Source organism: Flagellimonas pacifica (assembly GCF_900215465.1).
Taxonomy (GTDB): domain Bacteria; phylum Bacteroidota; class Bacteroidia; order Flavobacteriales; family Flavobacteriaceae; genus Flagellimonas; species Flagellimonas pacifica.
Genome location: NZ_OBEH01000002.1, coordinates 73,735 through 89,244 on the forward strand (window position 1 = coordinate 73,735; position 15,510 = coordinate 89,244).

16 protein-coding genes are annotated in these 15,510 nt (G+C 36.2%); 5 read left to right on the top strand and 11 right to left on the bottom strand.

Going from position 1 to position 15,510, the window contains the following annotated elements:
• Nucleotide 1 precedes the first annotated feature (1 nt).
• On the top strand, nucleotides 2-517 hold the full coding sequence (locus CRO15_RS06065) for a nuclear transport factor 2 family protein (RefSeq protein WP_097044928.1): 516 nt from the start codon (nucleotides 2-4) through the stop codon (nucleotides 515-517).
• A 94-nt stretch (nucleotides 518-611) separates the two neighbouring features.
• Here the strand turns inward: CRO15_RS06065 and CRO15_RS06070 are convergent, their stop codons facing one another.
• From CRO15_RS06070 to CRO15_RS06085, 4 genes are read right to left on the bottom strand one after another with little or no spacing between them, the layout of a single operon-like run.
• Complete coding sequence (locus CRO15_RS06070; RefSeq protein WP_097044929.1) at nucleotides 612-1,337, bottom strand: head GIN domain-containing protein; 726 nt, start codon at nucleotides 1,335-1,337, stop codon at nucleotides 612-614.
• Nucleotides 1,338-1,364: 27 nt separating this feature from the next.
• Nucleotides 1,365-2,456 (bottom strand): DUF4097 family beta strand repeat-containing protein, encoded by a 1,092-nt coding sequence (locus CRO15_RS06075; protein ID WP_097044930.1) that lies wholly within the window; start codon nucleotides 2,454-2,456, stop codon nucleotides 1,365-1,367.
• Complete coding sequence (locus CRO15_RS06080; RefSeq protein ID WP_097044931.1) at nucleotides 2,437-2,997, bottom strand: hypothetical protein; 561 nt, start codon at nucleotides 2,995-2,997, stop codon at nucleotides 2,437-2,439. Before CRO15_RS06080 ends, CRO15_RS06075 begins: the two co-directional genes overlap by 20 nt.
• On the bottom strand, nucleotides 2,994-3,557 hold the full coding sequence (locus CRO15_RS06085; RefSeq protein ID WP_097044932.1) for an RNA polymerase sigma factor: 564 nt from the start codon (nucleotides 3,555-3,557) through the stop codon (nucleotides 2,994-2,996). The genes CRO15_RS06080 and CRO15_RS06085 overlap by 4 nt, the downstream gene beginning before the upstream one ends.
• Before the next feature lie 216 nt (nucleotides 3,558-3,773).
• Here CRO15_RS06085 and lon point away from each other — a divergent pair, with 216 nt between their 5' ends.
• Together lon and cmk are read left to right on the top strand one after the other, a co-directional pair.
• On the top strand, nucleotides 3,774-6,224 hold the full coding sequence (gene lon / locus CRO15_RS06090; RefSeq protein WP_097044933.1) for an endopeptidase La: 2,451 nt from the start codon (nucleotides 3,774-3,776) through the stop codon (nucleotides 6,222-6,224).
• Nucleotides 6,225-6,274: 50 nt separating this feature from the next.
• Nucleotides 6,275-6,967, top strand: coding sequence for a (d)CMP kinase (gene cmk / locus CRO15_RS06095; RefSeq protein WP_097044934.1), 693 nt, complete (start codon nucleotides 6,275-6,277; stop codon nucleotides 6,965-6,967).
• Nucleotides 6,968-7,141: 174 nt separating this feature from the next.
• On the opposite strand, the gene CRO15_RS06100 is transcribed toward cmk, so the two are convergent.
• From CRO15_RS06100 to CRO15_RS06130, 7 genes are all read right to left on the bottom strand, one after another.
• Entirely contained in the window at nucleotides 7,142-7,576 is a 435-nt protein-coding gene (locus CRO15_RS06100) for a hypothetical protein (RefSeq protein ID WP_097044935.1), read from the bottom strand.
• 11 nt (nucleotides 7,577-7,587) lie between these two features.
• Entirely contained in the window at nucleotides 7,588-8,184 is a 597-nt protein-coding gene (locus CRO15_RS06105) for a DinB family protein (RefSeq protein ID WP_097044936.1), read from the bottom strand.
• A 7-nt stretch (nucleotides 8,185-8,191) separates the two neighbouring features.
• Nucleotides 8,192-8,716 (bottom strand): hypothetical protein, encoded by a 525-nt coding sequence (locus CRO15_RS06110; RefSeq protein WP_097044937.1) that lies wholly within the window; start codon nucleotides 8,714-8,716, stop codon nucleotides 8,192-8,194.
• Nucleotides 8,717-8,802: 86 nt separating this feature from the next.
• On the bottom strand, nucleotides 8,803-9,804 hold the full coding sequence (locus CRO15_RS06115; protein ID WP_097044938.1) for a helix-turn-helix domain-containing protein: 1,002 nt from the start codon (nucleotides 9,802-9,804) through the stop codon (nucleotides 8,803-8,805).
• Between the two features lie 378 nt (nucleotides 9,805-10,182).
• Entirely contained in the window at nucleotides 10,183-10,557 is a 375-nt protein-coding gene (locus CRO15_RS06120; RefSeq protein WP_097044939.1) for a hypothetical protein, read from the bottom strand.
• 385 nt (nucleotides 10,558-10,942) lie between these two features.
• Nucleotides 10,943-12,223, bottom strand: a complete 1,281-nt coding sequence (locus CRO15_RS06125; protein WP_097044940.1) for an erythromycin esterase family protein — start codon at nucleotides 12,221-12,223, stop codon at nucleotides 10,943-10,945.
• Between the two features lie 149 nt (nucleotides 12,224-12,372).
• The gene (locus CRO15_RS06130) at nucleotides 12,373-12,753 is read right to left on the bottom strand and encodes a LysM peptidoglycan-binding domain-containing protein (RefSeq protein WP_097044941.1); all 381 of its coding nucleotides are present in this window, start codon (nucleotides 12,751-12,753) and stop codon (nucleotides 12,373-12,375) included.
• 260 nt (nucleotides 12,754-13,013) lie between these two features.
• On the opposite strand from CRO15_RS06130, the gene rpsA reads away from it, so the two are divergent.
• On the top strand, nucleotides 13,014-14,852 hold the full coding sequence (gene rpsA, locus CRO15_RS06135; RefSeq protein ID WP_097045595.1) for a 30S ribosomal protein S1: 1,839 nt from the start codon (nucleotides 13,014-13,016) through the stop codon (nucleotides 14,850-14,852).
• Between the two features lie 115 nt (nucleotides 14,853-14,967).
• A complete protein-coding gene (gene pyrR / locus CRO15_RS06140; RefSeq protein ID WP_097044942.1) occupies nucleotides 14,968-15,507 on the top strand; it encodes a bifunctional pyr operon transcriptional regulator/uracil phosphoribosyltransferase PyrR in 540 nt (179 codons plus the stop codon).
• The last annotated feature ends 3 nt before the right edge of the window (nucleotides 15,508-15,510 follow it).

Sequence of the window (15,510 nt, forward strand, 5' to 3'; positions counted from 1 at the left end):
AATGGTAAATTTTCAAAACATAAGTTATATAGCTAGATGCTTATTGCTATCAACGATTATTTTACCATCTTTTTTTTCATGTGAGAGAGTCAAGAAACAGAATATTGCCAAAACTGTTGAAGAGTATTACGATACTTTTAAGGAAAGGAAAGATTTTGATAAGTTCATGTCATTTTATGACGATGAGGTTGTTCTAGAGGATGTAGTGAATGCAGATAGAATTATAGGAAAGAAAGAACTTACTGAGTTTTTCGATTGGAATAACCCAGATTTTCAAAAAGGAGCTGCTGATGCTCTGGTCATTTATGAACAGATTATTGAAGGTAATAAAGTTGTTACACGAGGCTATTATACGGAATTTCTTTGGGGAGGAACAAAGTTTGAAGCTATGCATTTTGTTATGATACTAACTTTTAACGAATCCGGTAAAATTATTAAGCATATAGATTGGATTAATTACCCATCAAATTTGATTGACTATAACAATAGAAGAAACTCCAACGAATGGATCAGGTAATAAAAAGCCCGAACCTTTAGGTTCGGGCTTTCTGTTTTTGATTGATGGTTCCGATACCTCGGAAGCTTGTTTTTGATTGGTGATAAACTCCGTTCTATCCTCTGGATATATCTCCAGAACCAGAAGATTTACTATTAACTTTTTTAGGATTTCCACGATAACTGATATCACCAGAACCAGAGACTCGGGCATCTATAGCTTGATTTGCTGTAACCCTTATATCAGCAGAACCAGAGACCTGAGCGGTGACAAACTCTGCTTCTAGCTCATAAGCCTTTACATCTCCAGAGCCTGAAACCTGAATGTCAAGATCTGTGGTTTTTCCCTCTAGATTTATGTCTCCAGAACCAGATAGGGCAGCTTTTACACTTTGTGCATCTACAGCTAGGGAAATATCACCTGAACCGGACATTCTGGCACTAAAGTTATTTGACTTCAATGTAGTTCTGCCCACAATATCACCTGATCCGGACAAAGCTACAGCATCGATTTGTTCTACAGGTACGGTAATCATAATTCCGGAATTCCAGTTGGAAGGTCTAAGATTTACTCCTTTTTTAACCTTGATTACCAATTTCCCATCCTTTACCTCTGTTTTGATGTATTCGAGCAGGTTTGATTCTCCCTTTAAGGAAATTTCACCCTCGTTCCCGTCAACCAGTTCCACATCAAACCAACCTGCCAACGCAACTGCATCATATTCACCAACAGATCTTTCTATGGTTACAACATTTCCGTTCCCTTTTACTCTTTTGCCCCATTGAGCATTTGTAATGGCTACCATTGATAGCGCTAATCCTAATGTGATTAATTTTTTCATGATTGTGTTTTTGGTATTGTTTTTTGATTAATTCTGATAAAATGTAACTCCTCCATATTCACTGTTGATGTATACCGTGTTTCCGGAATTTTCTTTGCCATAATAGCCCTTGTAATATTTTTCGCTTGACTTTTCTTTACTGATATTGATTTCGAAAGCATCTTTTCCACTTACACCTGCATATTCTGTAGAAATTTCAAAATCAAAATGGTAACCAGGGTTATATCCTATTTTCACCCCTGTGTAATCGGTTTTAATGTTCATATCTCCAGCATCAGGAGCCATTTCACTGATTTTTAAGGAACCATAATCTGATGTGATACTGACATTGCCGTGCACAGTTCCCAATTTAACCCCAATATAGTCGCCGTTACCATTTATGTTATTTAAGTTATCGACCTGAATGGAGCCATAGTCACTGGAGTAATCCAAATTGCCCATTTCTTTTATCACAGCGTTGGTATAATCTGCTCTAACGTTAAGGTCTCCAGCTTTTTCAACTGTGAATCCTGAATAATCTGCTATGATTTCACCACTATTGATATAGTCAAAGGTTGACCGGGAGGTATAATCAAATCTCAGCTCGTTGTTCCTGCCCCTTAATTCCCCAACATCAATTTTTCCGTAATCACAATTAATTTTTGCGTGCCCGTCAACACGGTCTAAATAAATGTTTCCGTAGTCATTGCTCAAATGAACACTGTTTTTTACAGGAATTTTAATGGTATAGTTGACCTGTACACTTACATTGTTTCGCTTTCCCCATTTCCAGCCCCAATTTCTATCACGATCTCCAAAAAGAGTCCTAGCAGAAACCATACTGGCATTATTCTCAAAGCTAACGTCTATTTCGTTCAATCTATCTTGAACTTTCTCCTCGTTATTGCCGTTGGTCTTTATGTGTACTTCAATAACTACCCTGTCTTCATTCCAAGAGGTAATATTAAGGTTGCCATAGCTGTTTTTTACTTTAAAGAGCGCATCGGAGTTTACGTTGAACTCTTTTTTTATGGTCTTTTCTTTGGTGTATTTTCCGCCCATTTTCCCCGTATTGGCACTTAGGGCCATGGGAAGCAGGGTTAGTGCCAAAAAGACATATTTATATAGTAAAGTTTTCATCATTGTATGATTTTAAATTCTTAATGTTTTCAATATTGGTCAATACCTCTTTTAATAAATCTATTCTTGTTTGGAAATTGGTGATCATGGCATTAAGGATAATTTTACTATCCCCACCATTTATCAGTTCTTTTTCCAAGTTTTGGTAGTTTATTTCCAATTTGTCCAGTTGTAATAAAGTGTCATCTACCAGTTTGGCCGTTTCAGGTGATTTTTCATCCTTGAGCAATTGAATTTGTTCCTCAATAAGACTAGCAAAATAGAATTCAGTTTGTGATACTTCTGGCGAAATTTCGACCACCTGCTCCTTAATACTTGGTTCAGTGTTGAACACTTGTAGCCCAAGTAAACAAACAATGACCACAGAAGCTGCAATGGACAAAGGTTTCCACCAGTTTGTCTTTTTCTTTTGAAGCGTAACCACTCCGTTTGCTTTGTTCAGTTTTTCTAAAAACCGATCTTGGTGCCCCCCTCTTGGTTCTTCATGGTCAAAATCACCTTGAAGCCTTTCAAACAGCTGATTTAAGTTATCTTTCTTCATATCCCTGCATTTACAGTCAATTTTTTCCTCAGACTTTCTTTAGCTCTAGAAATCGTTGTTCTACAATTTGCGTAGCTAATGTTCATGATATCACTGATTTCTTCGTAATCGTACCCTTCAACTAAATGTAAGGTCAAAGAAACTCTGTAATTGTCTTTTAAACTTTTCATGGTTTCCATCACTTTTTGAGCCTTCAGTTCAGTATAACCATCGTGATTCAAAGCAACTTCATCATTATCTTCGACCCTGTACATTACTTCATCCAAATCCACAGCTCTTGTTTTTTGCTGTTTTTTGTAATGATAAATACTGTTGTTGATCACAATTCGCTTTAACCAGGCCCCAAAGGCGACATCCCCCTTAAATGTGTGCAGTTTCGTAAACGCGTTCAAAAACGATTCCTGCATTACATCTTCAGCTTCAGCCGAGTCTTTTACAATCCTAAAAGCTGTATTGTACATAGCTTTGTAATAGCGATTGTAAATTTCCAATTGTGCACTTTGTTTTCCTTTTAGGCACGATTGAAGCAGTGCATCAGTATGTTCATTTTGGTGGCTCAAAAAATGAATGGTTTGTCTTATAGATTGATGAATTTATCAATTGTTACACTTTTTCTGAAATTTTAATTTTTAATGGCACAAGAATTGCCTTTATAGAGATGAAAAAGAACCTAAATGCCATGGTATTACTTAGTTTGAAGGAATTACAAAGGTGTTAGGTTCTGGAATAAACTGACGATATGGGTTATTTGTGACAAAATGGCCGAAAGATAAGATATGGGAGAGATAAAAATTTCGAGTTTTGACAATATTTCAATGCAGGGCCTAGATGAGGATGCGGAATTGATACCATTGCTTACTCCAGAAGATGAGGAAGAAATGAACAGGGAGGATCTGCCTGAAACTTTGCCGGTTCTGCCTTTGCGTAATACAGTGCTTTTTCCTGGTGTGGTCATTCCAATTACAGCAGGAAGGGATAAATCTATAAACCTTATTAAGGATGCCAATAATGGAACAAAGACCATTGGTGTTGTTTCACAAAAAGATGAGGAAACTGAAAATCCTGGGATAGAAGATATCAATACATTGGGGACGGTTGCCAGAATTTTAAGGGTTCTGCAAATGCCTGATGGGAACACCACGGTTATAATTCAAGGTAAAAAGCGTTTTGAGATAGCCGAAATGGTCACCGAAAAACCCTATTTCACCGCAACCGTTAGGGAAGCAAAGGAGGAACGACCCGATGAAACAAGTAAGGAATTTGAAGCAATCATAGATTCTATTAAAGAACTGGCCTTCAAAATTATTAAGGACAATCCAAATATTCCAAGTGAGGCCACTTTTGCCATAAAAAATATTCAGAGTAACTCATTCTTGATCAATTTTGTTTCCTCAAACCTTAATTTAAGCGTTGCAGAAAAACAAAGGCTTTTAGAGATTCCAAATTTACAGGAACGGGCATTGACAACCTTGAAGTACATGAATCAAGAACTTCAAAAGCTCGAATTGAAGAATGATATTCAGTCCAAGGTGCGTAACGATATGGACCAACAGCAACGGGAGTATTTCTTGCATCAACAAATGAAAACCATTCAAGAAGAATTGGGTGGGGTTTCATATGAGGAAGAGGTGGATGAGATGCGTGTAAAGGCCAAAGAGAAAAAATGGAGCAAAAAGGTCAAGGAACATTTTGAAAAGGAATTGTCCAAAATGCAACGCATGAATCCTCAAGTTGCCGAGTATTCCATTCAACGTAATTACTTGGATTTATTTTTGGACTTGCCTTGGGATGAATTCTCGAAGGACAAGTTTGACTTAAAAAAGGCTCAGCAAATTTTGGATAGGGACCACTATGGCCTTGAAGATGTAAAAAGAAGAATTATTGAGTATTTGGCAGTGTTGAAGCTCCGTAACGATATGAAATCACCAATTCTATGTCTTTATGGCCCTCCTGGAGTTGGTAAAACTTCTTTGGGTAAATCAGTAGCTGAAGCTTTGGGAAGGGAATATGTGCGTATGTCTTTAGGTGGTCTTCGTGATGAGGCAGAGATTAGGGGACACCGTAAAACGTATATTGGTGCCATGCCCGGAAGAATAATTCAGAGTATAAAAAAAGCAGGTACTTCCAACCCTGTTTTTATTTTGGATGAAATAGATAAGCTTGCAAGTAGTCACCAGGGGGATCCTTCATCAGCTATGTTGGAGGTTTTAGATCCAGAGCAGAACAGCGAGTTTTATGATAACTTCTTGGAAATGGGCTATGACCTTTCCAAAGTCATGTTTATTGCAACGGCGAACAATTTGGGAACCATTCAGCCTGCATTGCGCGATCGTATGGAAATCATTAATGTAACGGGCTATACCATTGAAGAAAAGGTGGAAATTGCCAAAAAACACCTATTGCCCAAACAATTAAAAGAGCACGGACTTTCCAACAAAGATTTGAAGATTGGAAAACCCCAATTGGAAAAAATTGTGGAAGGCTATACCCGTGAATCTGGAGTACGTAGTTTGGAAAAGCAATTGGCCAAAATGGTACGTTACGCTGCAAAATCTATTGCCATAGAGGAAGAATACAATATTAAAGTTACCAACGATGATGTTGAGAAGATTCTGGGGCCTGCACGTTTAGAGCGAGATAAATATGAGAACAATGATGTCGCAGGGGTAGTTACCGGTTTAGCTTGGACTAGCGTAGGTGGTGATATTCTCTTTATAGAATCCATACTTTCCAAAGGAAAGGGCGCTTTGAACATTACCGGAAACCTTGGTAAAGTAATGAAGGAGTCGGCAACGATTGCTATGGAATACATCAAGTCCAATGCCGATACATTTGGAATTAACCCGGATGTCTTTGACAAGTATAACGTACATATACATGTTCCTGAGGGGGCCACTCCCAAAGATGGCCCAAGTGCCGGGGTAACCATGTTAACTTCCTTGGTTTCATTGTTTACGCAACGTAAAGTGAAGAAAAGCTTGGCCATGACGGGTGAGATTACCCTTAGAGGTAAGGTATTGCCTGTGGGAGGCATCAAAGAAAAGATTTTGGCAGCAAAAAGAGCGCGAATCAAAGAAATTATCTTGTGTGAGGACAACAGAAAAGACATTGAAGAAATCAAAGAAGATTATTTAAAAGGACTTACTTTTCATTACGTGACCGATATGAGCGAAGTTATTGACATTGCGGTTACAAATACTAAGGTGAAAAATGCAAAGAAGCTTTAATTTTTCAATATAGATTAAGGTTAAATCTATTTTCTGGGTATTTTTAGCTCATGGAAAAAATCACCATAGCCATAGATGGATACTCATCAACAGGTAAAAGTACGGTAGCTAAAAAATTGGCAGCCGAGCTCAATTATATTTATGTAGATACCGGGGCCATGTATAGAGCTGTAACTCTATTTGCCATTGAAAATAGTTGCATTGGGGATACTGATAATATTCCAGGTTTAATTGAAAATTTGCCCAACATCAACCTAAATTTTGTTCCGAATAAAGAATTGGGTTTTTCCGAAATGTATTTGAATGGTAAAAACGTAGAAGGGGAAATAAGAACCATGAAAGTTTCTCGAGAGGTGAGCAAAGTCGCCACTATTCCAGAAGTACGTCACAAATTAGTGGAAATGCAACAGCAGATGGGTAAGGAAAAAGGTTTGGTAATGGATGGAAGGGATATTGGCACTGTAGTTTTTCCTGATGCCGAATTAAAAATATTCATGACTGCCTCTGCCAATGCCCGTGCAACCCGGCGTTACAAAGAATTGTTGGATAGGGGAGAGGATGTTTCCTTTGAAGAAATTCTGGAAAATGTACAAAAGCGTGATTTTATTGACTCTACACGAGAAATTTCTCCATTGAAAAAAGCTGAGGATGCCATTAAATTTGACAATAGCGATATGGGACTGGAAGAGCAGTTTGAACGAATCCATGATTTTGCTTTAAGGGTTATTGAAAAGCAAGGGTAATGCGGTTGAGGGATATAAGTTCGATGCCAAGCGTCTAAAAACATTTTTTTGGAATGCATTTATCGATTGGGTTATGGTTTTGTTGCGGAATAAGGATTTCCAACAGGAAATTCCACCACAATAAACTAGAGGCGTTATTGTAACTAGTTTTACTAAACTAATATTTACCTTTTCTTAAAACCCCCGTACAAAACTTACGGTGCTAATAAGTCCTTTTTCAACTTTATAGATTGAAATGTATTTTTGTTCTTTTCCATCTGTGGTTACAATTTCATGGTTAATAACGTAAGGTCCATTATCCATTTGATTTACAACCTTAACAGCAACAGCTTTGTTTTCGAAGTCTTTTTTAAATATAGAACCTAATCTATCGGAACCAGTTCCCATTAACTTATCTGGATAGGTATAAACTTCTACATTGGTGTTATAGAGCTTTATAAATTCGTCATAATTATGCTCATTAAAATAATTCATTCTTTTAGTTACCACTGCTAATGGTGTTAAGTTTGAATAATTTTGTTGAGCATCTTTAGCATTGCTGGTTTTTGAGTTGTCTTTACAAGCGATGAAGAAAAAGATTATTAAACCTAAGATTGTTATGTTTTTCATATGATTATGTTTTAGTTTTTAGGAAAATTTATATCGTTTTTAATTTCTTTAATTTGCTCTATATGGCGGTTAGTATGAGCAGCCATATACAAGAAAAGTTGATATGTATCAATGGTTCCAAAATTCACATAGTGATTTCTTAAATCATCTTTTGTTTTTTTTAGATAGTCAATATGTTTTTCTAGTTTCACTTTATAAGTGTTAACAGTTTTAGTGTGACTGCCAAAAGTGTTATTGGGTTCGAAATCTTCTTCCGTTTTAGTTTTATTTGCTCTGTCTTGTACGAACGCAATCAATTCTTTATCTGAAAATTTCACATCTTTGCGCCGTTCAGGGTTTGAGGGAAGCTCAAGAGATTCTTCCAATATTTCAAATACCTTATCGACAAAAATGGTGACATGCTCTGTACATTCTGCAACAGACCAAGATGTTTCATTAATTTTAAAGTTTAATTGCTCAATACTCAAGCTATCTATGGTACTCAATAAATTGTCTTTTGATTTATTTAGCTCTCCAATAGCAAAATCTCGTTCTTTTTTAGACAATTTAGTATCACTCGAACATTGAATAAATATTAATAGCATAAAGGGAATTAAAATTTTTCTCATAGTTATTTTATCTGATTTTTAATATTCGCTTTGTTAAACCCTTTTGTATAAAGTAATTTTCAAGTTCTTTAGATTCTCCAACCTGTGCATGATGAAGTAATGTAAGACCATGTGCTCCTTTTGCAAAAAGCAGTTCTGGATAGGTTTCAATAGCAGGTTTTACTAAATTGGTTTTGCCCAACATTGTTAATGCAAAAAGATTGGGTCTAGCGCCTTGGGTTATAAAATAGTTTACAATTTCCTTGTTACCTAAATGAGCCGCACCTTCAATTGCTTCTTCGTAATCACCATTTCCCCAATCGTAAGAAGTATAAATTAAATTTGGATGCTCGTTTAGCATCTCTTTTACCAATTCTAATTTTGAATGACCAGCAATTACAAAATCTTTTATCAGTTTTTCATCTAACTGGTTAGGTTCAATTTTAGTTGGGCTGGATTGCTCTTTTTTTGATTTTGAAAGAAGATATGAAGGTACTGCAAATGCTGTTCCCACCCCTAAAAGGGAACCGTATATAAATTTTTTTCTATTCATACTGAATACGTTTTGTTCTTCAATATTCAGTAATACCTCAATAAAATACTTTAAAAAACACGTTTCCTATAACGAAAAATGGTCTTTTATCCTTTTCTAAAAGCTGAAGGGGTTACCCCGGTTTTCTTCTTAAAGGCAAGATTGAAAGATGTAACATTCCCAAATCCAGAATCATATGCAATAGTGGCAATTTTTGCTTTCTTATAATGGCAATCTCTCAGCAAAAATTGAGCTTTTTCAATACGATATTGATTAACAAAATCATAAAAATTTTGTTGCACATTTTCATTAATGGCTTGCGATATTTCTCTTGATTTTACATTTAATTTTTCAGAAACGGTGTTCAGCGTTAAATTATCATCTAAATAAATCTCTTCGGAATTGAAAAGCTCCTTGACTCTTTGAAACAATTTTGCAGAACTTTCTTTATCTAAATTAGAGCTGCTATACTTCTGTAAGTTAAATTTATGTCGGTTTAAGAAGAGATAGCTAAATGCATAAATTAAGAGCGAATAAAAAATAGGACCTCTTATGTAATACATTTCAAAATCAAAAAGATTGCCCACATAGTGAAGCCAAATTAGCGAAGCGCCAATTAGAATATTACGATACCAGGCCATAATACTTTTGGAAACAATGTTTTTGTTTTTGCGAAGATTTGACCATGATAGAATTAGATAAGATAGGAGATGAAAGACTACTATACCGTAGTTCCACAAAGACTCAAAACTGCCTTTTCTTGGTACAAAGGGAATTAAAAAGAGGAATAAAATAAAGGGTATATAATGAAGGTAATCTTTTCCTGAGAGCGAACTATTTTTATCAAAAAGTGCTTTGCCATAAAACCATAATGATGGCGATGCAAACAAAATTCCTGAAATACCAATATTGTTTTGCCAATTTTCTAATGGAACATAATAGTTCAATACAGATTTACCTACTCTAATGGTTAAGCCTAACAAGAAAAGACCAAGAAAAAAATGAGCATTTCTATTCCCTGTTTTAAGTGTAAATAGGTAGAGACTCAAAAAAAGCCCCTGGGCCAAACCAAGAGATGCAAGAATAAGTATGAGACCTGTTGTTAGCATTTAGTAAACTTTAAGTAAAGTAGATTTATTATTGTCAAAAATCAACTTTTTTCACTAAAATGCTTTAAAGAACATGTACCCTTCAATAAATACCATTGTGTGAACTCTTTTAAATTGGCTACAATGACCTGCTAAATGTAGTTTGGGAAATTTCAGGTAAAAATCCAATGCAAATTGATGGATGAGCGCTATGAATTGACTAATGCAGTAATAAATGAGTTTTGAATTCCTTCCCTTCAACTGCGCTCAGGGTAACATGGAAAGTGGATTGCTGCCAAAAGGTTGGAAGAACAGTTTAAACGAATCCATGATTTTACCCTGAGAGTTATTGACACGCAAAAAAGGCATTAGACATTATCATATGCCCAATACAAATATTCAGTTCATTTGCTTTTTTCGAATTGCAAACTGATATACGTCAATGACTTCAGATTTTTTGGAATAATCGTATTTTTCGTTTTCATGCTTTCCAAATTTTAGTTCATATATGACATCCCTTATTTTTACTTCTTTTATTTCATTTAAATTTTGAAATGAAACTCTGTAGCTTTCATCATAATCTGGCCCATAAATTGCCCACTCGTTCTCCTGTGCCTTTTGAGTATTTTCAAAAACATCAACTGTAGGGAACCCTTTGATTTTTTGAACATAAGCAAGTTTAATAAATATGTTTTTATAAGAAAAGGCATCAATATTCATTGCCATTCTTTTTAAATCAAACTTTTTAAACTTAAATGAGTTCGATTTTTTCATTTTCTCTTAGCTTAGACACAACGTTTAAGATATGGTTCGTTTAAATGAGCTATATCACCCGATACAGAATCAAGTACAGCACAGGTAAATGAAGTTCGAGAATTTTGATTTAAGAATCTAACCAAAATTGACAGATGTGGGATATGGATTCATAAATCTGGGGAGTTAGCCAATTTTATAAAGTTTTAGTATTGCTACTTCCCTTGGCAAGGGAAGGTGGACTCCAACCAAAGGTTGGAGGGCGGAAGGGATGTAATTGCATCCCAGTTAAAAAATATTTGAGGGTATTACTATTTGATAACAGCAATATGGGATTGGAAGAGCAGTTTGAGCGTATTTATGAATGCTCGTTAAGGGTGATCCAAGAGTAAATAGGACTTTTTGACTATTCCCGTACTGTAGGAGTGGTGGTCTCAATATAAAAAAGACCATCAAAAACCTCGGGCAACACAAAAGAGTGCTGATTAAAATTAAACAACCTTCCTTTTTGCTTTTGTTTTAATGCCGAGTTTTCAGCTAAGTGTCTAAAGTCAATCATGGCATAGGGCCAACCTGTTTTTTTGATTGACTGCTCAATACTTGACTTGGATGGTTTGGCTATTGATACCTTCTTATCATTCACAAAATTGATAAACTCACCATCGTAACCTGTAAACCCAATGGCATACATTTGATCTCCGAATTCTTTTTTAAGAAAATGTCCCATAGGTAATATAGGGTCTAGACCTCTTGCTATATGAAAGTTGTGTGCCCAGATAATTACCTTTTTATCTTTATGTGTATTATTGAGCAACCAGCTCATATTACTTGCCATTTGCCGGTCTCTATCCATATCCTCAATATCTCCCCAGTATCTTTTTGCTTGCGATTCCAGACTATGTATGATTTCCTTCCAGAAACCTGAATTGTTTAAAAAAGTTGCCTCATTTGATTTAAGAGTGCTTAACTCAGATTTGAGATTGTTTACGACAATATAAAAGTCTGCTTTATCTTCATCGGTTACAGCTCTGTTCATGCCGATGATGTCAGCAACTTTTCTTTCAAAGACTTTCCATGATTCCTGATTCTGAATTTCTGATCCGTTTTTATCCAAGAACGTCTTCAAGTCAGCAACAAGATATTGTTTTGATTTTTCTCCTGTATGCTGGCTATCCATTCCGCAGAACAACAATGGTTTCGAACCCTGCATCTGATCATCCATATAATTGAACAATGGCTTTACCTCGGTACTTGTTGCATACATATAAAACATACTGTTCAGAACTTCGTCCTTCATTTTTTTACCGTCTACCATGTTCTGCCATATTTTGGCACAATCATACATTCCGCTTTCAAAGGCCATGACTTCAAACCCCATTTCTTGATGAAGAAATTTGATTAATCTAACCTTGGCTGAATATGTGGAACCCCCTCCATGTGATTGTTCTCCCAAGAGTACGATTCTGGTATCACCAATTATATTTTTTAACGCCATTAAATCTGAAAAGTCGGTATCACCAGGCGAAATGGAACCTATTTCCACGGCAACCCCTTCAACCATGGAAGGTTTGGATTGTGCACTAATATTATTTAAATACAAAGAAAATAGCAGTAGACATATGATGGCAGAAAAGGTGTTGTTATGAAATATGGTTATGAATGGTTTCCTAAAATTAAGCTGCCTCATATTGTTGATTTACTAGATGAACGAAATATCGATTGGGTGTTTAAATTAGTCTTTAATACCGTAAAGAAAAAGGGGTTTAACTTTTTATAAAGCCAACCCCCTTTTCTGTATTAATAGAAGCTATTTTTAGTGGATAGCTATGCTATTTCCTAGATATTCGGAATAACCAAAACTTGATCAGGATGAATTACATCCGGATTCTTTAAGATGTTGGTGTTCGCATCAAAGATTTTGTTGTATTTCATGGCATCTCCGTAATAGTGCTTGGCTATTTTGCTTAGAGATTCACCACTTTTTACTGTATGTCTGTGATAAACAGAATCATCAGAAACTGAAATATTGGCTTTAATATCACTTGGACTCTGCCCTCCAATTTCCTTGATTTTGTCCCAAATAACGTTCTTCTCGTATGGGGTATTTGCTTCACCTTTTATCTTTAGGACTCCTCCTTCTTCAGAAACATCGCCATTTTTAATGGCCAATTGTTGTCCTAAATCTAACACTGCTTGGTATTTTGCCTTTGCGCTCATAATAATCTAAATGTATTTAATGGTTAATATTTAGAAACAAGATATGCATAAAAGTCACATTTCACCTTAAATTTTGATTAATTCTTAAAACAGTGGGGCAAGAATCAAATAAGGGTTTGTAAAACAAGTAATTAATTGTATTTTTGCACTCCTTTTTGACAAAGCAACAAGAGGAAAAGGGAAAGAAAATCATCAATAACAACTTCCACAGGAATTGTTTAACTCTTGTAAAACTGTGGAATACAAATTTAAATCAGCAGATGGCTGAAGAAAAAGCAAACGTTGAGGTAGAAGAAACTACAGCAACAGTAGAAGTTAAAGAAGAAGTACAGACCCAACAAGATCCCCAAGAGTTTTTGGAAAATTTTGACTGGGACAAGTACGAAGAGGGTATTGAAAAAGTAGAGGACAGCAAGTTAAACGAGTTTGAGAAACTTGTTGAGGAAAATTTTGTGGACACTGCCGATGAAGAGGTTGTTGAAGGAACAGTAGTTCACATGACAGACCGTGAGGCGATCATCGACATCAATGCAAAATCTGAAGGGGTTATCTCTTTGAACGAGTTCCGTTACAATCCTGACCTTAAGGTTGGTGATAAAGTTGAGGTACTTATCGATATCCGTGAAGACAAAACCGGTCAATTGGTATTGTCGCACAGAAAAGCAAGAACAATCATGGCTTGGGACAGAGTTAATGCTGCCCATGACAAAGAAGAGATTGTTCAAGGTTTTGTAAAATGCAGAACCAAAGGTGGTATGATCGTAGATGTATTTGGTATAGAAGCTTTCTTGCCAGGTTCACAAATCGATGTAAAACCTATCCGTGACTACGATCAGTATGTTGGTAAGACCATGGAATTCAAAGTGGTTAAGATTAACCATGAATTCAAGAACGTAGTTGTTTCCCATAAGGCCCTTATTGAAGCTGATATTGAAGAGCAGAAGAAGGAGATCATTGGCCAGTTGGAAAAAGGACAAGTATTGGAAGGTATCGTGAAGAACGTTACTTCTTATGGTGTGTTCATTGACCTTGGTGGTGTTGACGGATTGATTCACATTACAGACCTTTCATGGAGTAGAATCAACCACCCGAACGAAGTTGTTGAGCTAGACCAGAAATTAAACGTGGTAATCCTTGACTTTGATGATAACAAGTCAAGAATTCAATTAGGTCTTAAACAATTGGAGAAACATCCATGGGATGCTTTGGGCGATGAGATCAAGATTGGTGATAAAGTAAAAGGTAAAGTAGTTGTTATTGCTGATTACGGCGCCTTTATTGAAGTTGCTGAAGGTGTTGAGGGATTAATTCACGTTTCTGAAATGTCATGGTCTACGCACTTAAGATCAGCACAAGATTTTGTAAGTGTTGGTGATGAAGTTGAAGCAGTTGTATTAACTTTGGATAGAGAAGATCGCAAAATGTCCTTGGGTATCAAGCAATTGACGCCAGACCCATGGACAGATATTACTTCTAAATATCCTGTAGGTTCTAGACATAAAGGAATTGTTAGAAACTTTACCAACTTTGGTGTGTTTGTAGAAATGGAAGAAGGAATTGATGGATTGATTTACATCTCTGACCTTTCATGGACCAAGAAAATCAAGCACCCATCTGAGTTTGTTGCCGTAGGCGATACCTTGGAGGTTGAAGTATTGGAATTGGATGTTGAAGGACGTAAGTTGAGTCTTGGACACAAGCAAACCACTGAGAACCCTTGGGATAAATACTCTGAGGAGTTTGCCGAAGGTACAGTTCACAAAGCAGCCATTGCAGAAGTTGTTGATAAGGGAGCTACCGTTAACTTCAATGATGATATTGTAGGATTTGTTCCTTCACGTCATATGGAAAAAGAAGATGGTAAGAAGCTAACTAAAGGTGAAGAAGTAGAATTCAAGATCATTGAGTTCAATAAAGATTTCAAGCGTGTTGTGGCTAGCCATACCGCTATCTTTAGAGAGCAAGAAGAACGCAACATTAGCACAGCTAAGAGAAAAGCTGCGGCTTCAGCAGATGAGGCTAAAACCACTCTTGGTGATGCTAACTCTCAATTACAAGCATTGAAGGATAAAATGGAAGCTGATTCCAAGAAGAAGTAATCAGATTCTTAAATACAAAGAGAGCCCCGCTGGTAACAGTCGGGGCTTTTTTATTGCACTGACCTTTTTAAAGAATTGTGTACTTTTGCATACAACTGAGTCGGTCAAATAGCAAATGAGTCAAAAAGTATTACTCTCCTCAAAAGAAATAAACATCATACTGCACCGTTTGGCTTGCCAACTTTTAGAAAATCATCTTGATTTTAGTAATACTGTTATAATAGGGATTCAACCCAGGGGCATTTTTTTGGCAGAACGGTTGACCAAGATTTTAAGGGAAGAATACAAGGTAAAGGACATAAAACTGGGCTTTTTAGATATCACTTTTTATAGGGACGATTTCAGAAGAGGCGAAAAAACCTTAGAGGCCAATACCACCAAAATAGATTTTCTGGTTGATGACAAAAATGTAGTATTTGTTGATGATGTGCTTTACACCGGAAGAAGTATACGTGCTGCACTGACAGCTATTCAATCTTTCGGCAGACCATCGGATATTGAGTTGTTGACCCTGATAGATAGAAGATTTAGTAGGCATTTGCCCATTCAACCCAATTACCGGGGTAGACAGGTAGATGCTATTAACGAAGAAAAAGTGAAGGTGATGTGGGAAGAGAATGACGGTAAGGATATTGTGTATTTAGTAAGCAAATAGAAT